The organism is Sorangium sp. So ce362 (assembly GCF_051519845.1).
Taxonomy (GTDB): Bacteria; Myxococcota_A; Polyangia; order Polyangiales; family Polyangiaceae; genus Sorangium.
In genome coordinates this window covers 11,038,857-11,060,437 of record NZ_CP150332.1, presented here as the reverse complement: position 1 = coordinate 11,060,437, position 21,581 = coordinate 11,038,857, and the positions used below count along the sequence as shown (strand labels likewise).

The window sequence follows — 21,581 nt, the reverse complement described above, 5'->3', positions numbered from 1 at the left end:
CCGGCGGCGCCTGTTCACCGCCCCCGCTCGTAATCGAGCGCCGCCTTCTCCACGACGTCCCAGTCCCGCGCGGCCCGCTCGGCCTCGGCCACGAGCTCCGCCGTGAAGAGCGTGAGCCCCCAGATGCCGTTGTCCCGCCGCCGGAACGGGTACCGCGTGCCGCGCGCCGTCTCGACCGTGGCCCGCTCGCCCGTCACCTCCACCTTCGCGACGCCGGACAGATCGCGCCGGAGGCGCGCGGCGAAGCCCTGCTTCGCGGCGATGTCGACCCACACGTCCGCCCCGTCCTCGGCCATCGCGTGCGCACGGTACTGCTCGAGCAGGCGCGTGCGCTCCGGCTCCGGGTAGCTCGCCTCGATCCGCTCGCTCGCCTTCAGCCGGTAGTCCCGGATGGTGTAGGCCGCGTGCTGCGCCCGGTCCTCGAGGTACGAGAAGCACGTGCGCAGATCGTTGGCGCCGAGGCGGTAAGCGATGCGGAGATAGGCGCCCTCGGGCGTCGTGTCCGGCGGAGGCCGGTTCAGCAGGAACGTGAGGAGCGCGAGGGCCACCAGGGCGACGGCGGCGGCGCCCCAGGCGATGGCGCGGCGACGGGTCATGTTCGAGCCTCCATGACGGCGAGGGGCCCGGGCGAGCGCGCCGGCGGCGCCGTCCTGCCCGACACGGCACCTGTGCCCCTGCAGTTCATCCCTCGCCCTGTCGAGCCGCCCGGCGCGCTAGTCGATGTGCCCACCGAACTGCAGGTAGAGCGACGCCATCCTCCCCCGGTCGAACGCCGGTCCGAGCGGCTCGTCCAGCGCGAGGAGCGCGCCCGCCCGCATGAAGAAGCTCTTCTGGCTGTCATACACGAAATACGGCAGCAGCGAGACCTGCCCCCGATCGCTGTAGATCGAGGACGGGACCCACACGGTCTGGAGCGCCACGCCGCCGCCGAAGCCGGCGCGGCTCTGGAACTCCGGCTCGACCTTCGCCTGGAACACCACGTCGAGATCGTCGGAGTCGTCGAGGAACCCGCGCCGGCCGCGGTCCTGCAGCGGGACGAAGAACGTGAGGTCGCCGCCCGCCCGGAGCACGAAGGAGCGCCCGAAGCGGTACTCGATGCCGCCGAGCCCGCCGATCGGGAGCGCGTCGGCCGCCCAGAGGTGCATATCGTAATAGGCCATCGCCGCCGACGCGTAGCCCGTGGCGAAGCGCCAGTCGTAGTCGTCGACCACGCCGAGCGGCAGCCCGGCGCGGCCGCCCGCGTACCACGTGAGCTTGCGCTTGACGTCCGAGTAGTAGAGCGTGAACGTCGGGTTGCCGAGCCCCGCGCGCGACTGGCCGTCGCGCGGATCCTCGAGATCCCCCGGGCCGTTCAGGGAGAGCGCCAGCGGGAACTTGAGGTTGATGAACAGATCGGGCGTCGGCTCGAACTGGATGAAGGGGACCGCGGCGACCGACGCGCCGAGGACGCGGGCGCTCCACAGGTAGAGATCCACGCCCGCGTCCGAGCGGTGCACGACCGGATCCCAGGCGTGCGCCGGCGAGGAGGCGGCGAGGAGCGGAGCAGCGGCGGAGATCGCCAGGGCGAATGCGTGAAGCCATCGGGGCGTGCTCATCTCGAGATCTGCCTACCGAGATCCTGACCGCGACGTCAACCGCGACGTCAACCGCGTAGCGCCCCCTTCCTGAGAAGCCGGACCGACCCTACGATGGGCCCCATGTCCCGCACGAGACCAGAGGCCCCGCTCCTCGACGCGATCCGGCGCTCGATCCTCGTGTTCGACGGCGCGATGGGCTCGCTGCTCTACGAGCGCGGGGTGTTCGTCACCCAGAACTTCGAGCAGCTCAACGTCGCGCGCCCCGATCTCGTGAAGAAGGTCCACGCCGACTACCTCGCGGCGGGCGCGAACGTCATCGAGACGAACACCTTCGGCGCGAACAGGTTCCGCCTCGAGCGGTACGGGCTCGTCAACGAGGTGCGCAACTTCAACCTCGCGGGCGCGCGCATCGCGCGCGAGATCGCGGGCGGCGACGCCTACGTCGCCGGCTCGATCGGCCCGACCGGGCTCGTGCCCGGCGTGGCCACGCGCGACGACCTCGCCGCCGCGGCCGGCACGTTCGCCGAGCAGGCCGGCGCGCTCGCCGAGGGGGGCGTGGACCTCCTGGTCCTTGAAACATTTCGCCATCTCGACGAGATCAAGCTCGCCATCGAGGCGGCGCGGAGCGCCGCGCCGGGGCTCCCGGTGCTCGCGTCGATGACGTTCGACACGAGCGGCGTCGTGGCCGACGGCAGCGAGCCGGAGCGCGTCGCCCGGACGCTGCGGGACTGGGGCGTCGACCTGCTCGGCGTCAACTGCGGCGACGGCCCGCAGCTGTCGCTCGCCATGGCGGAGCGGATGGCGACCGCGGGGCTCCCGCTCTGCGTGCAGCCGAACGCGGGCTTGCCCCGCACGGTCGACGGCCGCCTGCTCTACATGGCGACGCCCGAGTACTTCGACGTCTTCTCCCGCCGCATGATCCAGGCGGGCGCCGTGATGATCGGCGGCTGCTGCGGCACCACGCCGGAGCACGTCAAGTGGATGGCCAAGTCGGCCCGCATGCTCCGGGGCGGCGCCGTGCCCGAGGTCGCCTCGCGCCCGCACGTCACGATGGACGCGCCCACGGGGAGCGAGCCCACGCCGCTCGGCGAGCGGAGCCCCCTCGCGGCGAAGATCGCGGCGGGCAAGTTCGTGGTCTCCGTCGAGGTGAACCCGGCGCCGGGCCTGAGCCCCGAGAGCGCGCTCAGCGCGGCGAAGATGCTCATCGACAGCGGCGTCGACGTCGTGAACGTCGCCGACGGCCCGCGCGCCACCGCGCGGATGACGAACCTCGCCTTCTGCTCGCTCCTTGTGCAGCGCTACGGCATCGAGCCGATCCTGCATGTCTGCGGCCGCGACCGGAACCTCATCGGCCAGATGGCGCACCTGCTCGGCGCCCACGCGATCGGCATCAAGAACCTCGTCATCATCACGGGCGATCCGCCGAAGGTCGGCGACTACCCGGAGGCGACGGCCGTCTACGACCTCGACTCGATCGGGCTGCTCAACATGGCGAGCACGATGAACCGCGGCCTCGACCCGGCCGGCAAGCCGATCCCGGGCGGCAAGACGTCGTTCCTGCTCGCCACGGGGCTCGAGCCCGGCGCCCCGGACCTCGACAAGGAGGTCGCGCGCCTGGAGCGCAAGCGCGCCGCGGGGGCCGACATCATCATGACGCAGCCCGTCTTCCACCAGGATCTCCTCGAGAAGGTGCTGCGGCGCATCGAGCACCTGGGGATGCCGGTGCTGGTCGGCGTGCTCCCGCTGGTGAGCTACAAGAACGCCGAGTTCCTCCACAACGAGGTGCCTGGCATGCAGATCCCCGAGGAGATCCGCGAGCGCATGCGCAAGGTGCCGGCCGGACCCGAGGCGCGCAAGGAGGGGGTCAAGATCGCCCGCGAGATGCTCTTCTCGGTGCGCGAGCGGGTGCAGGGGGCCTACCTGATGCCGCCGCTCGGCAAATACGAGCTCGCGCTCGAGGTGCTCGACGGCCTCAAGACGACCTGAACCGCCCGGCCGCCCGCTCCGGCGCATGAGTTCTTGCTTGCAGCGCCGGGCGCCGCGCGGGGAAACTCCGCCGAGATGTCCCTAGAGTACCGGCTTCATTCGCGCTGTGCCTGCGGTTCCGCGCTCTCGTCGTCCGAGTTCGCGCTCGCGTCCCGCCCCTTCGCGCTCGCCGGGACGAGGCGCGTCTACGAGCGCTCGCGCCCGTTCACGATCCGCCACATCGCCCTCGATCTCGCGCTCGACGTCGCGGAGCGCTCGATCCGCGGCACGGCGCGGCTCGATGCGGTCCGCGTCGACCCTGCCGCGCGCGAGATCGCGCTCGACGCCGTCGGCTTCGATCTGGAGGCGGTCGAGATCAGCGCCGGCGCCGGGCGCGCGGCGAAGCCCCGGCGCGGCGCGGGCAAGGCGGCGAGCGGCGCGTTCCACCCGGCCGAGCACACGTACGACGGCGAGACGCTCCGCGTGGCCGTGCCGCTCGACGAGGCCGAGGTGTCGATCCTGGTCCGGTACCGGGCGACGCCGCGGCGGGGGCTCTATTTCCTCGAGCCGGACGAGCACGTCCCCGACCGCCCGCGCCAGGTCTGGACGCAGTGCCAGGACGAGGACGCGCGCCACATCTTCCCCTGCATCGACAAGCCCCATATCAAGCAGACGACCGAGCTCCGCGCGGAGGTGCCGCCGGGCTGGTACTGCCTGTCGAACGGCGAGCTCGAGGGCGACGCGAGGTCGCAGAAGGCGGGCGTCTTCCACTACCGGCTGGACGAGCCCCACCCGAGCTACCTGTTCACGCTGGTCGCCGGCGATTTCGCCCGCATCGACGACGCGGCGCTCGACATCCCGCTCGCGTACTTCGTGCCGAGGGGGCGCGAGGAGGACGGCCGCCGCACGTTCGCGCGCACGCCGGACATGATCCGTCACTTCAGCGAGAAGCTCGGCGTCAAGTATCCGTTCCGTCGCTACGCGCAGGTGGTGGTGAGCGACTTCATCTTCGGCGGGATGGAGAACACGACCGCCACCACGATGTACGAGCACATCCTGCTCGACGAGCGGGCGGCGCTCGACATCTCGTCGGACGACCTCATCGCGCACGAGCTCGCGCACCAGTGGTTCGGCGATCTCGTGACGTGCCGCGACTGGTCGCACGGCTGGCTCAACGAGGGATTCGCCACCTTCATGGAGCACGTCTATCGGGAGCACCACCTCGGCGCCGACGAGTACGATCACAGCGTGAAGGCCGATCTCGACGCGTACCTGGGCGAGGCGCGCGGGCGTTACCGGCGGCCCATCGTCTGCCAGGACTACGAGGCGCCGCTCGACGTCTTCGATCGACACCTCTACGAGAAGGGCGGGCTCGTGCTGCACCTGCTCCGCCGGGAGCTCGGAGACGAGCTCTTCTGGCGCGGGGTGAGCACCTACCTGACGCGCCACGCGCGCGGGGTCGTGGAGACACGGGATCTCGCCCGCGCGTTCGAGGACGTGAGCGGCAAGTCGCTGGAGCGCTTCTTCGAGCAGTGGGTCTTCCGCGCCGGACACCCCGAGCTCGACGTGAAGATCGAGCTCGAGGGCGATCAGTGCACCGTCACCGTGAAGCAGACGCAGGCGGCCGGGCAGCACCCCAGCCGGGAGCACGCGCTCCAGCCGGACGCCTCGACGCCGCCTGTCTTCGCGTTCGACCTGGTGCTCGATTTCGGCTTCGCGGACGGCAAGGGCTCGAGCGTGCGCCGCGAGGTGCGGCGGGTGGACCAGCAGGCGCACACCTTCGTCATCCCGCTCCCGCGGCGCCCTCGCTTCGTCGTGGTGGATCCGGACCTCAGGATCCTGGGGGAGGTCAAGATCGACGCGCCGGCCGATCTGCTGCGGGCGCAGCTCGCCCACGCGCCGACGGCGCGCGGCCGCATGCTCGCCGCGAAGCCGCTCTCGCGGCGCGACGATCCGCCGACGACGCGGGCGCTCGGGCAGTCGCTCTCCGGCGCGAGCGAGTTCTGGGGGGTGCGCGCCGCCGCGGCGAGCGCGCTCGCCGCGCTCCAGTCGAGCGCGGCGTTCGCGCTGCTCGAGGGCAACGCGGGCGTCGAGCACCCGAAGGTGAGGCGGGCGGTCACGAGCGCCCTGGGCAGCTTCAGGTCGGCCAGGGCGGCGGAGCTCCTCGGCAGGCTCGCCCTGCGCGACGCGAGCTACCTGGTCCAGGCCGAGGCGGCGCGGGCGCTCGGGGCGACGCGGCAGAGCGCGGGGTTCGACACGCTGATCGACCTGCTCGACCGTCCCTCCTGGGGCGAGGTCATCCGCTGCGGCGTGATCGACGGGCTGGCGAACCTGCGCGACGAGCGCGCCGTGCCGCACCTGACGGCCCGCACGCGCTACGGCATCCCGACGCGGGGGCGCCGCGCGGCGATCCTGGCGTTGCCGAAGCTCTCGACCGATCGGCGGACGCGCGAGCTCCTCGAGGAGCTGCTCGATCAGCCGGATCCGTACCTCCGGGTCGACGTCGCGCGCGCGCTGGGCGATCTCGCCGACGGCCGGTCGCGCGGCGCGCTCCAGCGGCAGCTCGACCGCGATCTCGACGGCCGGGTGCGGCGGCGGATCCGCGAGGTGCTCCGCGATCTCGGCGGGGCGGGCAAGCGCGAGCTGGACCGGCTGCGGGACGAGCTCGAGGCGCTGCGGCGCGACAACGCGGAGATCCGGGCGCGGCTGGGCAAGCTCGAGGCGACGGGGACCAAGGCCAAGAAGGCGGCCGACGCCAAGTGAGGGCGCCTCTTTGCCGCGCCGCTCTCGTCGGCTAGGGAAGCTCCATGTCGGACGCCTCTCCCGTGAAGCTCGACCGGCGCGGCGCGGTCGCGGTGCTCACCCTCGATCGGGCGGATCGCCGCAATGCGCTCTCCCGCGACGCGCTGCTCGCCTTCGGGCGCCTCGGGCGCGAGCTCGTGGACGATCCGGAGGTGCGGGCGCTCGTGATCACGGGCGCCGGGGACAAGGCGTTCTGCGCCGGCGCCGACCTCAAGGAGCGGCAGGGCATGAGCCCGGACGACGTCCGTCGGCAGGTGGGGCTGTACCGGACGGAGCTCGGGGTGCTCGCGCGGAGCCCGAAGCCGGTGATCGCGGCGATCAACGGGGTCGCGTTCGGCGGGGGGCTGGAGCTCGCGCTGCTCTGCGATCTCCGGGTGGCGGCGCCGCACGTCGAGCTCGCGTTGCCGGAGACGTCGCTCGGCATCATCCCGGGCGCGGGCGGCACGCAGCGGCTGCCGCGGGTCGTCGGCGAGGCGCGGGCGAAGGAGATGATCCTGCTCGGCAGGAAGCTCACCGCGGCCGAGGCGCTCGCCTGGGGGCTCGTGAACCGGGTATCGCCCGAGGGGACGCCGGTGGTCGACGACGCGATCGCGTGGATCGAGCCGATCGCGCGCGGCGCGCCCATCGCGCAGGCGGCGGCGCTCCGGGCGATCGAGGACGGCTACGACGTGCCGCTGGATCTCGGCCTCGAGATCGAGCGGGTGCACTACGACGAGACGCTGCGCAGCGAGGATCGGCTCGAGGCGCTGCGCGCGTTCGCCGAGAAGCGGAAGCCGGTGTACCGGGGGCGGTGACGGCCGCGGGCGGCGGTGACGGCCGCGAGTGGCGGTGACGGCCGCGAGCGGCGGTGACGGCGCGCGCTCCGGGAGCGGCCCCGCGGCGCGCGCTGGCGCGGCGGCGAGGCTCGTGGGACCGACGTCGTGCTAGCCTTGTCCTCATGGATCCCAAGCCGACCGGTGCCGCGCTCCTGCTCGCCCCGGCCGCCCGGGGCGGCGCGGCCGCCAAGCTCCCGCCCGCGGAGCCCCGGCGGGCGCATTTCCCGGCCGTGGATGAGCACCTCGTGGCGCCGGAGGTGACGCGCGACGAGCTGATCCGCGGGCGCAAGGTCGTCGCTGCGCCGGCGCTGGAGCCGCACGCCGAGCAGCAGGTGCGGCTGGATTTCCTGATCGCGCCGCACCTTCGGCCCGGCTACATCGGCGCGGCCGATCTCATCACCCGCGTCGCCGAGGGCTCGGATTTCGCCACCGACCTCTCCATCCGCAGGGCGGGGACCGATCCGGCGACGGGGCGCCGGTACCTGGAGGAGCTCTCGTTCGAGATCGTCAACGAGCAATCGATGCGGGACGTGCGCGAGAAGGCCGAGGATCTCCTCGCCCGGGGCGTGCGCCGCGTCTTCGCCCTCTTCGTCAAGCGCGACGAGGTCGCCGAATGGTCGGCGGCCGAGGGGAGGTTCGTGCCGCTCACGCCTGACGCGACGATCGAGGATCCGTGCCTGGTCCGTCCGGTCCCCGTCCGCGCATTGCTCGACGGCGCGGCGGCCGAGCGTGAGGTCGTCCGCGCGCTGGAGCGCAAGGGCAACCCCGAGATCGAGGCCATCAAGGCCCGCGAGCGCCAGGCGGCGCTCGACGAGGGGCGGCGCGCAGGGCTCGACGAGGGGCGGCGCGCGGGGCTCGACGAGGGGCGGCGCGCGGGGCTCGACGAGGGCCAGCGTGCCGTGCTGCTACGCCAGCTCCGGACGCGGTTCGGAGAGGTGCCCGAGGCGAGGCGGGAGCAGATCCTCGCTGCGTCCGGCGAGCGGCTCGCGGTATGGGCCGAGCGGATCCTCGCTGCCAGGACGCTGGACGAGCTCTTCGAGGGCTGAAGCGCCGCACATCGCGAGGCGCTCGCCTCTAGCCCCCCTCCGCGCACGAAGGCGCCCTCCCCCGCAGCGCGTCCCCCGCGCCAGCCCCACCTACAGCCCATCCGTCGGCTGGCGGAGCACCTCGACCTTCCCGCCGAGCCGCTTCGACACCCACACCTTGTTGCTCCGGTCGACGATCACCGCCCCGCAGTCCTCGATCGACTCGACGAGCGCGAGCCCCTTCTCGGCCCCCAGGATGAACACCGCGTCGTCGACCGCGTCCGCGGTCAGCGCGTCCTTCGCCCAGATGGTGACGCTCCGGCTCTCGGACGCCGGGAATCCCGTCCGCGGATCGATGATGTGGTGGTAGCGCCGGGCCTCCTTGATGAAGCTCCGCTCGTAGTCGCCCGCCGTCGAGAACGCGTGGTCCTCGACCTCGATCATCGCGAAGTAGTCGCTCGCGTCCTTGCCGCGCGGATCCCGGACACCCGCCCGCCATGGTGACCCGTCCGGCTTCTTCCCGGCGATGTAGAGGTCCCCGCCTGCCTGGACGAAGAACGACGAGAGCCCCTCCGCCCGCAGCACCCGCGCCGCGGCGTCGACGGCGTAGCCCTTCGCGATCCCCCCGAGGCTCATCCGCATTCCCGGCTTCCCGAGCATCACCGTGCGCTTCGCACGATCGAGCTTGATCTGCCTGTAATCGATGAGCGCCCGCGCCCGCTCGACATCGTCCCTCCGCGGCACGTTGTCGTCGATGTCCTCATCGAACTTCCAGAGCCCGTGCATCGCCTCGAAGGTGATGTCGAAGACCCCCCCGGAGCGCTCGCTGATCCAGAGGCTCTTCTCGATCACGGCGAGCGACTCCGGGCTCACCTCCACGGCGCCCTCCCCGGCCACCGCATTGACCCGCGACAGCTCGCTCTCCGGCCGCCAGGTCGTCATGAGCCCCTCGAGCCTGCGGATCTCGGCGATCGCCTTTTCCAGCCTGGCCCTGATCGCCGCCTCGTCCATCGCCGCGCTCGTGTAGGCGGCGAGGAGCAGGCTCGTCCCCATCGCCCTCGCCTCGACCGCGACGCGGGCGGGCTCTGCCTGCGCCGCCGCGCCCCGATCCGGCGCACGCGCCGCGCTCGAGGCCGCCGGCGGAGCCTCCTGACGCGCGCGCGGGGCGTCGCACGCGGCGAGCGCGGGCGGCGCGAGCATCGCCGCGAGGCCGAGGAGGAGCGAGGAGCAGCGCGGTCCGACCATTCGAGGATCCTGATTCCGTGAGAACCGCGAGGACGCCCGACCGCGCGGCATCGTCGCGGACGGGCGCCGGCGGCGGAGCTCCTCCGCCGGCGCCACCATGGCCCAGGCGAGGCGCGCGGATCCAGGGTAGTATTGCCCGCCCATGAGCCTCGACCCGAGCCGCATCCCGCGTGACATCGACGACCTCTCCCCGGAGCTCCGCGAGATCGCCGCGCGCATCCACGCGAGCCCCGAGCTCCGGTTCGAGGAGCACAAGGCCGCGGCGTGGCTCGCCGAGGCCGTCGAGAAGAACGGCATCCAGGTCGAGCGCGGGCTCGCCGGCATGCCCACCTCGCTGCGCGCGCGCATCGGGCAGGGCCAGGGCCCCCACCTCGCCATCCTCGCCGAGTACGACGCCCTCCCGGAGATCGGCCACGCCTGCGGGCACAACCTGATCGCCGCGGGGGCGCTCGGCGCCTTCCTCGCGCTGGCCCGGCAGAAGGACGCCGTGGCCGGCACCATCGATCTGGTCGGGACGCCCGCCGAGGAGGGGGGCGGCGGCAAGATCCGGCTGCTCGAGGCGGGCGCCTTCGAGGGCGTCGACGCCGCGATGATGTTCCACCCGTTCGACCGCGACCTGCTCGCCCACGACACGCTGGCCAGCACCTGGCTCGAGCTCCAGTTCCACGGCAAGCCGTCGCACGCCGCGCTCGCGCCGTGGGACGGGAACAGCGCGCTCACGGCCTGCCTCGACACCTTCCGGCTGATCGACGGCCAGCGCGTCCACTTCCGCGACGGCGTCCGGGTGCACGGGTTCATCAAGAACGGCGGCCAGGCGGTCAACATCATCCCGGAGGTCGCGGTGGCCGAGTTCTCGGTCCGCGCCCTCGACACCGACGAGCTCGCCCGCGTGCGGGGGATCGTCGAGCGCTGCGCCCGCGGCGCGGCCATGGCGAGCGGCGTGGAGCTCACGCTCGTCGACCAGGGCGGCTACAAGAACATGGTCAACAACCGGAAAATGGCGCGCCGCTTCGGCGAGCACCTGCGCGCCCTCGGCCGCTCGCCGGTCGAGATGGACCCCGCCGTCGGCACCGGCTCGACCGACATGGGCGACGTGTCCCACGCGCTCCCCGCCATTCACCCGTGGATCGCGATCTGCGGCAAGGGAGAGACGACCTGCCACCAGCACGCGTTCGCCGCCAAGGCGGCGAGCGCTTCCGGCCAGGACTCGATGCTGATCGCCGCCAAGGCGATGGCGATGACGTGCGCGGATCTCCTGCTCGATCCCGAGCTGCGGAGGGGCGTGCGCGAGGAGTTCGCGCAGCGGAAGGCCGGCGCGAGCGCGGCCTAGGCCAGGTCAGCCGTCGTCCTGGAGGGGGCTGCCGAGGTCGTCCATCAGCCCGGTCCCCCCCTCGATCGGGATCGCCCGCGCCAGGGCCACCCGCTCCAGCATCACCGACAGCGCGATCCTGTCTCCCACGTCCGGCAGCCAGGTGCGGGACCCGTCCCAGAGATCCAGCCGGATGTTGCTCGCCAGCTTGCCCTCGTTGGCCGCGCCGGCGCCGCCGGCGGCGCGGGCCGTCGATTGCGCGGAGGGCACCGCCATGCGGTCGATCTGCGACCAGGCGAAGCGCCGCACGCGCGGCAGCCCGAACCCGAGCAGCTCGCGCAGCTCGATCCCGTCCGGGTGCACGATCACGCCGCGCATCTGCTCGCGCAGCACCATCGCGAGCGCGCTCACGCACAGGATGATGGCGCACACGCTCGAGGGGACGAGCCGATGGCGATCCCCCTCGACGACGTACTGGAAGATCCGCGAGCTCGAAGGAGCGTTCTGGCCATAGAAGATCACCGCCGAGGCGGTGAGGGCGAAGCCGAGGTAGAGCAGCGCCGGGATGCGCTCCTTCATCGGCGGCCCGAACGCGATGCGCTTCTCGGGCCTGTACGTCATGTCAAAGCCGGGAGGTCTGGAAGGACGCGCCATAGATTCCTAGTCTACACGGCGCAAGCCCGGTGCTTGGGTCGCCCTTTGGCCCGCCCACCCCCGGGTCGGACGCCACGCTCCCAAAAATACACTGTCAGGCGTTCCCGGAAAGCCACGGCCCGGCGCTCCCAGAAACCCGTTGCCGGGAGATGGCTGAACGGACATGAAGGTACGCCCCGAGGGCGCCCCCTCGACCCATCCTGGAGCCTTCCATGCACGATCGCTTCCTGCGCGCCTGCCGGCGTGAGCCGACCGATGTGACGCCCATATGGTTCATGCGCCAGGCCGGCCGGTACATGGCCGAGTACCGCGAGCTCAGGAAGAAATACACGCTCCTCGAGATCTGCAAGACGCCCGAGCTCGCCCTCGAGGTGACCCTCCAGCCGCTGCGGCTCGGGATGGACGCGGCGATCCTCTTCGCCGACATCCTGCTGCCGCTCGAGCCCATGGGCGCCCCCTTCGAGTTCGCGAAGGGCGAGGGGCCGGTCATCCACGAGCCGGTGCGCGACCGGGCCGGCATCGAGCGGCTGCGCGTGTTCGAGCCCGAGGAGGGCCTCGGCTACGTGCTCGACGCCGTGCGCCTCATCCGCAAGGAGCTGGACGGCAAGACGCCGCTCATCGGCTTCGCCGGCGCGCCGTTCACCATGGCGAGCTACCTCGTCGAGGGGGGCAAATCGAGCGATTACCGGCTCACGAAGCAGCTGATGTGGAGCGATCCCGAGGCGTGGTCGGCGCTCATGGGCAAGATCTCCGAGGTCGTCCGCCGCCTGCTGCGCGCCCAGGTCGCCGCCGGCGCGCAGGCCGTGCAGCTGTTCGACTCGTGGGTCGGCTCGCTCTCGATCGACGACTACCGCGAGCACGTGCAGCCGCACGTGCGGTACATCCTCCGCGATCTCGAGGCGACCGGGGTCCCGGTCATCCACTTCGGCACGAACACCGGGGCGCTCCTCGAGGCGCAGCGCGACGCCGGCGGCACGGTGATCGGCGTCGACTGGCGCACGCCGCTCGACAAGGCGTGGCAGCGCATCGGCCACGACCGCGCCGTGCAGGGCAACCTCGATCCGCTGCTGCTCTGCGCGCCGCGCGCCGTCGCCGAGCGCCGCGCGCGGGCGGTGCTCGCCGAGGCCGGCGGGCGCGCGGGGCACATCTTCAACCTCGGCCACGGCATCATCCCGGAGACGCCGGTCGACACCGTGAAGGCGGTCATCGATCTCGTCCACTCCATCCCGCGCGCGTCGCTGCAGGGCGAGCCCGATCGTTGACGCTGCGCCTCACCCCTCCCGGGGTGATATGGTCTCGCTTCGAGCATGTGCGAGCTCCTCGGGATGGAGTGCAACGTCCCCACCGACATCGTCTTTTCGTTCAACGGCCTCCGGCACCGGGGCGGCCGCACCGGGCCCCACGCCGACGGGTGGGGCCTCGCGTTCTTCGAGGGGCGCGCGGCGCGCGTCTTCCTCGACCCGAGCGCCGCCTGCGACAGCCCGCTGGCGCGGTTCCTCGGCGAGACCCCGATCAAGACGCTGCTCGCGATCGGCCACATCCGGCGCCGCACCCGCGGCGACGTCCTGCTCGCCAACACGCACCCGTTCGTGCGGGAGCTCTGGGGACGCCACTGGGTCTTCGCGCACAACGGCACGCTGCGCCGCGTCCGGCGCCGCGCGCTGGGCCGCTTCAACCCCATCGGCACGACCGACAGCGAGCACGCGTTCTGTTACCTGCTGGAGGGGCTCCGCAGCGCGTTCCCCGGCTACCCGCGCCGGACCAGCGAGCTCTGGGAGGCGATCGCGACGCTGGGCGGCGAGCTCGGCCGAGACGGCACGTTCAACTTCCTGCTCGGCGACGGGCGCCACCTCTTCGCCCGCTGCGCGACCCGGCTCTGCTACGTCGTCCGCAAAGCCCCGTTCGGCATCGCGACGCTCGTGGACGACGACATCCGCGTCGACTTCTCCGCGGTCACGACCCCGAAGGATCGCGTCGCCGTGGTCGCGACGACGCCGCTGACGGCCAACGAAGCCTGGACCCAGGGGCGACCGGGCGAGCTCTGGGTATTCGATGGCGGCGAGCTGCGCGCGACGCTCCCGTCGCCCTCGTGACCGACGCCGCCCGGGCTCTCGCGCCGGCACCCGCCCGGCAGGGCTCGCTTCGTCAATACTCTGCTTGCTGCCGAGGTCGGTTTCTCGACGCCTTCTCCGGCTGGGCCCGTTGATGCCTTTCGAGGCAAACCGTTCCAGCAGCGACGGAGCATGATCGCTAGCCGAGGAACGAGCTGTTCCGGGAATCATCCCAGGAAGGAACACGCGGCCGCGCCGGGGGTGGAGATGGCCACGGGCAGCCTGAAATGAAAAACGTCGCGACGGACCTGGGGGGGGAAGGTCTCCGCCGCGACGCAGGTCTATCCTACGCACCCCGTATGCCAAGTCAACCAACCGGCACGGCTCGCAAAGAGGCCCGCGCGCAGCGCGGTCGCGGCGTGCGCAGCGCTCAGTTCAGCGTTGTGATGCGCCCTGGTTTTGAGGCAGAACTCACAGAGCCTCATCCCCGCACGCGGGCATGCCAGCCGAACAGACACATCGTGATCCAGCGAACCATTCTCTCCCTTGCCGGCTCAACGGCTCGCCGGATGGGTGGCGGCGCGCCCGGGAAACGCATAGAGAGAGCCGCATCGACGGCAGCGCGGGCTGCACGAGAGACAGGGGCGGCGCCTCCACTGCGATACAAGCGCACAACGCCCCACAAGGCGCGTCAGCGAGCACAGGCGATGCAGTGCAGAGCAAGCGGCGGCGAGGGGTGGACGGCGTGCGGGGAACAAGCCGAGAGCGTGGAAGGGTACGACGGAGCGCAGAGGGCGACGTGCGCCGTTGTCGGGTCGGGAAGGCGGAGGAAGCATCGAAGACGGCTCCGCCTGGATGGCCGTCTTGACGGGAGTCGGGGCATGTCAGTACGCTTTGACGTTGGGCGAGCTAGGGCATATCGAGCCGTCGGGTCGCGACTGCAGAGCCGCGCCCCGGTAGGTTCCGTCTCGGGAAGAGCTCGAACGATGTCGAGGCTAGGTCGCACGACGGGTTGGGCTGAGCGCGCGTGAGTGACTTCGACGAAAAGACTCGTGTAACGCAGGTGGTCCAGCCCCCACCGGGCGGCGGCAGCAAGAACACGACCGACTGCCTGGTCGTGATCTACACGAAGGAGCCCACGCTGCTCGGCAAGCGGTTCGTGCTGGAGAACAACCCGACGCGGGTCGGCCGGGGGGCGGACAACCACATCGTGCTCGACGGCGACTCCGTCTCACGGCGGCACGCCCATTTCGAGCAGCGGCCGAGCGCCTGGATGGTCGTCGACGACGGGAGCACCAACGGGACGTACTGCAACGATGAGCAGATCTCCCGCGAGGTGGTGCTGAAGAACGGAGACAGGGTGAAGATCGGCCCCACGATCTTCAAATTCCTGTCCGGCGCCGACGTGGAGGCGCAATACCACGAAGAGATCTACCGGATGACCATCATCGATGGTCTCACGCAGATCCACAACAAGCGCTACCTCTACGAGGCGCTCGAGCGCGAGATCATCCGCGGCCGCCGGCACGAGCGGGACCTCGCGATCCTCCTGTTCGACATCGACCACTTCAAGCGCATCAACGATGTCCACGGCCACCTGGCCGGCGATTTCGTGTTGAAGGAGGTCGCGCGCATCGTGCAGAGCCGCATCCGCCGCGATGAGGTCTTTGCGCGGTACGGCGGCGAGGAGTTCGCCATCATCCTGCCCGAGACGTCCATCGAGGGCGCCGCGGCGCTCGGCGAGACGCTGCGACAGAAGGTCGCGGAGCACCTCTTCGTCTTCCAGGCCGACAGCATCCGCGTGACGATCAGCGTCGGCGTGGCGCTGCTGCAGGAGGGCGATCGCACCGCGAACGACCTCATCAAGCGCGCCGACGAGCGGCTCTATCACGCGAAGAACAGCGGGAGAAACCGGGTTTGCGCCTGAGCGCCGGGCCGCGGGCGCGCTAGATCCCGGCGGAGGAACGACGATGCCGAACAGCGAGCTGCCGCTGCCGGCGGCGCCGGGCGCGGAGGGCGGCGCAGCGCTGCCCGAGATCCTGGTGCCGCCGCCTGGTCCCCGATCGCGGAGCGCCCTCGAGCGGCTCGAGCGCGTCGAGTGCCCCGCGTTCGGACGGCGCCGCGAGGCGCGGGCGCAGAAGAGCGGCGCCGATATGCTGACGATCGTGCTGTCGCACGGGCACGGCGCGAACGTGTGCGACGTCGACGGCAACCGCTACGTCGACCTGTGCGCGGGCTTCGGCGCGCTGCTGCTCGGCCACGCGGCGGCGCCCGTGCGGCGCGCGGCGGAGGAGCAGCTGTCGCGGCTGACGCTCGCCCTCGGCGACGTGTACTCGGCCGACGTGAAGATCACCCTGCTGGAGCGCCTCGCGGCGCTGCACCCCGGGCCCGCGCCCATGGCGCTGCTCGGCCAGAGCGGCAGCGACGCGATCACCGCGGCCATCAAGACGGCGGCGCTCGCGACCGGGCGGCCGGGGCTCGTCGCCTTCGAGGGCGCGTACCACGGCCTCGGGTACGCGCCGCTCGCGGCGTGCGGGCTGCGCGAGAGCTACCGCGCCCCCTTCGCGGAGCAGCTCAACCAGCGCGTGACGTTCGCGCCGTACCCGCGCGACGAGGCGGGGGCCGCGCGCTCGCTCGACGCCGTCGAGGCGGCGCTGCGCGGCGGCGAGGTCGGCGCGATCCTCCTCGAGCCGATCCTCGGGCGGGGCGGCTGCGTCGTTCCGCCCGACGCGTTCCTGAGCGCGCTCTGCGACGCGGCGCACCGGCACGGGGCGCTCGTGATCGCGGACGAGATCTGGACCGGCCTCGGTCGGTCGGGGGCGATGACGCGCACGGGAGCGCTCGGGGCGCCGGTGGACATCCTCTGCTTCGGCAAGGGGCTCGGCGGCGGGCTCCCCATCTCCGCGTGCGTCGCGCCCGAGCCGATCATGCGCGCGTGGGCGCGCGAGGGAGAGGTGGTCCACACCTCGACGCACTCCGGATCGCCCCTCGCCTCGAGCGCCGCGCTCGCGACGCTCGACGCCCTGGGCGCAGGCCAGCTGGCGGCGCGCTCGCGCGACGTGGGCGCGCGTTTCCAGGAGATGCTCCGGGAGGCGCTCCGGCGCGGCGCGGGCGTCGTCGACGTGCGAGGCGCCGGGCTCATGGTCGGCGTGGAGCTGGAGAGCGCCGAGCTCGGGCTGCGGGCCATGCGCGGGATGCTGGCCGAGGGCTACCTGGTCCTCACGGGCGGGGTGCGCGGCGAGACGCTGACGCTGACGCCGGCGCTCACCATCCCCGAGGCGCTGCTGTCGGCCGCGGCCGGCGCGCTGGCGCGCGTGCTCTCGACCTAGACGCGGCCGGCGCGTGCTATCCCGGTCCCGTGGGACCGATCGATCAGAGCGAGGCGCTGCACCGCCGCGCGCGGGCGTTCATCGAGGCGTCGCTCCTCCGCGACAGGGCGGGCTCGCCCGGCGCCGGCCGGGCGGCGGCGGCCTCTCCTCGGCAGGGCGAGCGCGGGGCGGACGCCGCGCTCCCGGAGACGTTCGATGCGCTCGCGGTCGCCCTCGCCCGGCACCAGGCCGCGCATTGCGCGCCGGTCGCCCGCCTCTTCAAGGCGCGCGGCGCGGACGTCGACGCGATGGAGCGCGCGGCGCAGATCCCCGCGGTGCCGTGCGACGTCTTCCGGTTCGCGCGCGTCGCGGCCCACCCAGCCGGGGCGGACGAGCGCGTCTTCCGCACGAGCGGGACCTCCCTCGGCGCGGCGTCCCGCGGCGAGCACCCGTTCCGCACCACGGCGACGTACGAGCTCGCCGCGGTCGCCTGGGGGGAGCGCCTCCTGTGGCCCGACGGCGCGCGGCTCCGGGCGCTCGTCCTCGCGCCGCCGCTCGACGAGGTCCCGGACTCGTCGCTCGGGTTCATGATCGATCGCTTCGCCGCGCGCCTCGCGGGGCCGGCGAGCTGGCACGTGCGCGACGGCGAGCTCGACGCCGCGGGGTTCGCCCGCGCGTGCGGCGAGGCGCGCGCCTCGGGCGAGCCGGCGATCGTGCTCGGCACATCGTTCGCGTTCGTCCACTTGCTCGAGGCGCAGCTGCCCGAGGGCGCGACGCTGCTGCCCGAAGGGAGCCGCGTCATGCAGACCGGCGGCTACAAGGGCCGCTCGCGCGAGGTGCCCGCGGAGGAGCTGCGGGCGTCGATCGCGCGGTCGCTCGGGGTGCCCCTCTCGCACGTCGTGGGCGAGTACGGCATGACGGAGCTCTCCAGCCAGCTCTACGAGGGCACCCTCGCGGCGGCGCTCGCCGGCAGACAGGGCCCCGCGCCGGGGCTCTACCTCGCGCCGCCCTGGACGCGGGTCACCGCGGTCGACCCGGGGACGCTCGCGCCGCTCCCCGCGGGCGAGATCGGGCTCGCGCGGATCGTCGATCTCGCGAACGTCGACTCGGCCGTCGCCCTCCAGACCGCCGATCGCGTGCGCGTCACCGACGAGGGCGTCGAGCTCCTGGGCCGCGCGTCCGGGGCGCCGCCGCGCGGCTGCTCGATCGCGATCGACCAGATGCTCGGCGGCGACCCGTGATGGACGAGGGCGCGGCGCGGCGCCGCCGGGTCGAGCGCGTGATCGCCGCGGCGGCGAGGATCGCGGACGCGCGCGATCCGCTGGGCGAGGAGGCGCGCCGGCGGCTGCCTTCCACGAGCGGCCTCTCCCCCGAGGGCGTGGAGCTCGCGCTCGGCCGCCACCTCGAGGTCGCGCCGAGCCGCGGCGAGCTCGACGCGCTCGTGGCGACCTCGGGGCGCGCGCGCCGCTGCTACGTGGTCCTCGCCGCCAACGTCTGCACGGCGCCGCTGCGGGCCATCGCCGTCGCGGCGGCGACGGCGCCGGAGGTCTTCGTGCGCCCGTCTCGCCGCGATCCCGTCGTCGCGGAGCTCCTCGTGCGCGCGCTGCAGGCCGACGAGGGCTTCGGCCGCGAAGGCGGCGCCATCGCGCTTGTCGCGGACGTCGCGCTCGGGGACGCCGGAGCGCAGGCGGCCGGCGAGGGCGCGCCCGGCGATGCGCCGCGCGCCGAGCTGCACATCTACGGCTCGGACCGGACCGTGGCGACGCTGCGGGTCCAGGCCGGCCGCGGCGCGCTCGTGCGCGGGCACGGCGCCGGCCTCGGGCTCGCCGTGGTCGGCCCCGACGCGCGCCTCGACGAGGCGGCGCGGGACATCGCCGACGACGTCGTGCCGTTCGATCAGCGCGGCTGCCTGTCGCCGCGCTTCGCGCTGGTGGAGGGCCCGGCCGAGCGCGCGGAGGCGCTCGCGCGCGCCCTGCACGCGGCGCTCGCAGCGGCAGGCGCGCGCGTCCCGCGCGGGCCGCTCGACGGCGCCGCGCGCGCCGAGGTGGCCATGTACCGGGCGACCCTCGAGGCTGTCGGCTCGTTCTGGGAGGGCGAAGGGCACGGGGTCGGCGTGGATCTGGCGCCGCGGTCGCTGCTGCTACCGCCCGCGGCGCGCGTCGTCCACGTCGCGGCGAGCAGCGCCGAGGCGGCTCCGGCGCTGCTCGCGCCGATCCGCGGCGCGATCACCGCGATCGGCGCGGGCGGCGGCGGGCAGCTCGCGCGCGCCGCGTCCGCCGCGGCGCCGCGCGCGCGGGTCTCGGCGCTGGGGTGGATGCAGCGCCCGCCCCTGGACGGCCCGGTCGATCTGCGGACGCTCTGACGTCCGGTGACCTGCCGCCGGCCGCGCCGAGGCGGGCGGGCGGCACGTTGAAAGCGCGCCCGTCGTGCCGCCGAAGCCGCCTGGACCGCCGCGCGACCCGGGCGCTGGTGCGTGCGAGGTGCGCTCGGGCGACCGTGTGTGATAGCGATCGTCGTATGGATGCCGAGGACGAGGACGCGCCGCCGTCGGTCACCTCCGCCAGGATCCAGGTACGCCGCGACGAGCGCCTGGATCTCGTCATCGAGTACCTGGCCTTCGTGGCGAAGCCGATGCCGCTGTCGCTCCTCCTCGACGAGGCGCCGCAGCGGATCGCCGCGATCCTCGGCGCCGACGTGGCGTCGCTGTACCTCCTCGAGGGCGACGGCGACGAGCTCGTGCTGCGCGGCAACGTCGGCTTCCCGCGCGAGGCGCGCGGCACGGTGCGGCTCTCGGTCGGTCAGGGCATCACGGGCATGGCGGTCGAGTGCCTGCGCCCGATCTCGGTCGTCCAGGCGACCGAGCACGAGCGCTACCGCGCGTTCCCGGAGCTCCACGAGGAGCGGTTCCCGGTCTTCCTGGCGGCCCCCATCCTGGGCAGCGGCCGTCCGCTCGGCGCCCTGGTCGTGCAGCGGGCGGGGGATCGCGCCTTCACGGCGCGGGACGTCGAGCTCCTCATGGCCCTGACGGCGCCGATCGCGGCCGGCGCGCGCCACGCGCAGGTGCTCGACGAGCTGCGCGAGCGGCGGCGGCGCACGGGCGGGGGCACGCGCAAGGTCACGCTGCCGGGGTTGCCCGTCCTCCCGGGTCGCGCGCTCGGGGCGATCGCGGCCCTGCGGCGGCCGGCCAGCTCGTCGCTCGGCCCGCAGCGGGGCCGCGGCGATCCGAAGCTCCTGCGGCTCGCCTTCGACATCGCGGAGAAGGCGCTCGTCGACCTCCACGCGCGCGCGGCGGAGCGGAGGCTCGCGCAGGACGCGGCGTTCCTCTCGACCTACCTCCTGATGATCGGCGACGGCCGCCTGCGCGCGCGCGCCTTCGAGCTCGCGGCCGGCGGGCAGAGCGTCGCGCAGGCGCTCGGGACGGTCGCCCGCGAGGTGGCGCGAGCCGCCAACGGGATCGTCGGCGACCCGTTCTTGCAGGACCGCGCCCGCGACATCGAGGACCTCTGCGACGCGATCCTGATGCTGGCGACCCCGGACGCGCGGGCCGAGCTCCCGTCGAAGGCGGTCCTCGTCGGCGACCAGCTGACGGTGTTCGATCTCCTGATCTCCGCCCGGGCCAACCCGGTCGGCGTCGTGCTCAGCGACCGGTCCGGGCCGCGCTCGCTCGTGCTGCTCCAGCTGCTCGGCGTGCCGTCGATCGTGGACGTGGCGGGCGCGTTCCGCTGGGCGTCACCGGGCGACGTCGCGCTCCTCGACGCGGACCACGGATTTCTGGTGATCAACCCGTCCCGCGCCGAGGTCGCGACCGTCCGCGCTGCGCGGCGCAAAGGGTTCTCTTCGCCCGGGCCGGAGCCGGACGACGACGGAGAGGACGAGCCGGCGAGCTGAGCACCGGCCAGGGCCGGTGCTCGCGGCTCAGCTGCTGGGCTGCGCGGCGGCGGCCGGATTGGCCGGCGCCGTTTCCTGGGCGCTCTGCAGCGCCTTCTTGGCGCGCCAGTTCGCCAGGCGCTTCGTGTCGCGTCGCTTCTTCTTGGCTCTCACTGCGGGCTTTTGCGGCATGGCCGGGGATATAGCCGCTTGAGCCCCTCGAGGGAACCCCGGACCTCGCGCCGCCGCCCCCCGCGAGGCCGCCGGGCGTTGACGCCTCGCTGCGCCCGCCCCATGACCGCTGCTCCAATGAACGTCCGTCTCGTGCATGAGTTCCGCTTCGAGGCCGCCCACCGCCTTCCCAAGGTGCCGCAGGGGCACAAGTGCGCGCGCCTCCACGGTCACAGCTTCAAGGTCGAGGTCGCGATCCGCGGCCCCGTGAACGAGGAGACGGGGTGGTTCATCGACTACAGCCACCTCTACGAGGCCTGGGCTCCCCTCCACGACCTGCTCGATCACCATTACCTGAACGATGTCCCCGGGCTGGAGAACCCGACGAGCGAGGTGCTCGCCCGGTGGATCTGGAGCCGCCTCGCGCCGTCGCTGCCGTCCTTGAACCGGGTCACCATCTTCGAGACCTGCGACGCGCGCTGCGAGTACGAGGGCGACTAGGTCGATGAAGACGCTCGTCTGCCGCTGCGAGGACGTCACCCTGCACGAGCTCGAGGCCGCGATGGAGCGCGGCTACAAGGACATCGAGTCCGTCAAGCGCTACACGGGCTTCGGCACCGGCTGGTGCCAGGGCAAGTGGTGCCTCGCGCTCTGCGCGCGGCTCATCGAGGAGCGCGGGGGCGACGTCCAGAAGCCGATCACGCCGCGGCCCCCGTACCACCCGGTCTCGCTCGCGGCGCTCGCCGGGCTCGACGAGCTCGGCCTCCGCGGCGGCGGGCACGACCGCTAGCG

Annotated in this window: 19 protein-coding genes; 14 read left to right on the top strand and 5 right to left on the bottom strand. The window is 73.0% G+C overall.

Features of this window, described 5'->3' with window-relative positions; translation table 11 throughout:
* Window positions 1-14 precede the first annotated feature (14 nt).
* A complete protein-coding gene (locus WMF17_RS42430; RefSeq protein WP_437599253.1) occupies window positions 15-596 on the bottom strand; it encodes a hypothetical protein in 582 nt (193 codons plus the stop codon).
* 117 nt (window positions 597-713) lie between these two features.
* On the bottom strand, window positions 714-1,595 hold the full coding sequence (locus WMF17_RS42425) for a hypothetical protein (protein ID WP_437646593.1): 882 nt from the start codon (window positions 1,593-1,595) through the stop codon (window positions 714-716).
* A gap of 102 nt (window positions 1,596-1,697) precedes the next feature.
* Here WMF17_RS42425 and WMF17_RS42420 point away from each other — a divergent pair, with 102 nt between their 5' ends.
* The 4 genes from WMF17_RS42420 (at window position 1,698) to WMF17_RS42405 (ending at window position 8,205) form a co-directional block, all read left to right on the top strand.
* Entirely contained in the window at window positions 1,698-3,563 is a 1,866-nt protein-coding gene (locus WMF17_RS42420; RefSeq protein WP_437646592.1) for a bifunctional homocysteine S-methyltransferase/methylenetetrahydrofolate reductase, read from the top strand.
* Between the two features lie 75 nt (window positions 3,564-3,638).
* On the top strand, window positions 3,639-6,305 hold the full coding sequence (locus WMF17_RS42415) for a M1 family aminopeptidase (RefSeq protein WP_437646591.1): 2,667 nt from the start codon (window positions 3,639-3,641) through the stop codon (window positions 6,303-6,305).
* A 44-nt stretch (window positions 6,306-6,349) separates the two neighbouring features.
* Window positions 6,350-7,138, top strand: a complete 789-nt coding sequence (locus tag WMF17_RS42410; RefSeq protein ID WP_437483545.1) for an enoyl-CoA hydratase-related protein — start codon at window positions 6,350-6,352, stop codon at window positions 7,136-7,138.
* A gap of 143 nt (window positions 7,139-7,281) precedes the next feature.
* Window positions 7,282-8,205 carry a DUF4351 domain-containing protein gene (locus tag WMF17_RS42405; protein WP_437646590.1) on the top strand — a complete coding sequence of 308 codons (924 nt, stop codon included), beginning with the start codon at window positions 7,282-7,284 and terminating at the stop codon, window positions 8,203-8,205.
* A 90-nt stretch (window positions 8,206-8,295) separates the two neighbouring features.
* On the opposite strand, the gene WMF17_RS42400 is transcribed toward WMF17_RS42405, so the two are convergent.
* Entirely contained in the window at window positions 8,296-9,429 is a 1,134-nt protein-coding gene (locus tag WMF17_RS42400; protein WP_437646589.1) for an FAD:protein FMN transferase, read from the bottom strand.
* A 142-nt stretch (window positions 9,430-9,571) separates the two neighbouring features.
* Here WMF17_RS42400 and WMF17_RS42395 point away from each other — a divergent pair, with 142 nt between their 5' ends.
* A complete protein-coding gene (locus WMF17_RS42395) occupies window positions 9,572-10,759 on the top strand; it encodes an amidohydrolase (RefSeq protein WP_437646588.1) in 1,188 nt (395 codons plus the stop codon).
* 6 nt (window positions 10,760-10,765) lie between these two features.
* On the opposite strand, the gene WMF17_RS42390 is transcribed toward WMF17_RS42395, so the two are convergent.
* Window positions 10,766-11,392, bottom strand: coding sequence for a hypothetical protein (locus WMF17_RS42390; protein ID WP_437646587.1), 627 nt, complete (start codon window positions 11,390-11,392; stop codon window positions 10,766-10,768).
* 212 nt (window positions 11,393-11,604) lie between these two features.
* Here WMF17_RS42390 and hemE point away from each other — a divergent pair, with 212 nt between their 5' ends.
* From hemE to WMF17_RS42355, 7 genes are all read left to right on the top strand, one after another.
* A complete protein-coding gene (hemE, locus tag WMF17_RS42385) occupies window positions 11,605-12,654 on the top strand; it encodes a uroporphyrinogen decarboxylase (protein WP_437599245.1) in 1,050 nt (349 codons plus the stop codon).
* A 45-nt stretch (window positions 12,655-12,699) separates the two neighbouring features.
* Window positions 12,700-13,485, top strand: coding sequence for a class II glutamine amidotransferase (locus tag WMF17_RS42380; protein WP_437599244.1), 786 nt, complete (start codon window positions 12,700-12,702; stop codon window positions 13,483-13,485).
* 985 nt (window positions 13,486-14,470) lie between these two features.
* Entirely contained in the window at window positions 14,471-15,370 is a 900-nt protein-coding gene (locus tag WMF17_RS42375; protein ID WP_012241235.1) for a GGDEF domain-containing protein, read from the top strand.
* Window positions 15,371-15,413: 43 nt separating this feature from the next.
* Window positions 15,414-16,772 (top strand): aspartate aminotransferase family protein, encoded by a 1,359-nt coding sequence (locus WMF17_RS42370; RefSeq protein WP_437646586.1) that lies wholly within the window; start codon window positions 15,414-15,416, stop codon window positions 16,770-16,772.
* Between the two features lie 29 nt (window positions 16,773-16,801).
* The gene (locus tag WMF17_RS42365) at window positions 16,802-17,992 is read left to right on the top strand and encodes an acyl-protein synthetase (protein ID WP_437599242.1); all 1,191 of its coding nucleotides are present in this window, start codon (window positions 16,802-16,804) and stop codon (window positions 17,990-17,992) included.
* Window positions 17,992-19,113, top strand: coding sequence for an acyl-CoA reductase (locus tag WMF17_RS42360; RefSeq protein ID WP_437651457.1), 1,122 nt, complete (start codon window positions 17,992-17,994; stop codon window positions 19,111-19,113). Before WMF17_RS42365 ends, WMF17_RS42360 begins: the two co-directional genes overlap by 1 nt.
* Window positions 19,114-19,268: 155 nt before the next feature.
* Complete coding sequence (locus WMF17_RS42355; protein ID WP_437599241.1) at window positions 19,269-20,639, top strand: GAF domain-containing protein; 1,371 nt, start codon at window positions 19,269-19,271, stop codon at window positions 20,637-20,639.
* Between the two features lie 27 nt (window positions 20,640-20,666).
* Here WMF17_RS42355 and WMF17_RS42350 read toward each other — a convergent pair whose 3' ends face one another.
* Complete coding sequence (locus WMF17_RS42350) at window positions 20,667-20,810, bottom strand: hypothetical protein (RefSeq protein ID WP_437599239.1); 144 nt, start codon at window positions 20,808-20,810, stop codon at window positions 20,667-20,669.
* Between the two features lie 117 nt (window positions 20,811-20,927).
* On the opposite strand from WMF17_RS42350, the gene queD reads away from it, so the two are divergent.
* Both queD and WMF17_RS42340 read left to right on the top strand, forming a co-directional pair.
* Window positions 20,928-21,290 carry a 6-carboxytetrahydropterin synthase QueD gene (gene queD, locus WMF17_RS42345; RefSeq protein ID WP_437599237.1) on the top strand — a complete coding sequence of 121 codons (363 nt, stop codon included), beginning with the start codon at window positions 20,928-20,930 and terminating at the stop codon, window positions 21,288-21,290.
* A 4-nt stretch (window positions 21,291-21,294) separates the two neighbouring features.
* A complete protein-coding gene (locus WMF17_RS42340) occupies window positions 21,295-21,579 on the top strand; it encodes a (2Fe-2S)-binding protein (RefSeq protein ID WP_437599235.1) in 285 nt (94 codons plus the stop codon).
* Window positions 21,580-21,581: the final 2 nt, after the last annotated feature.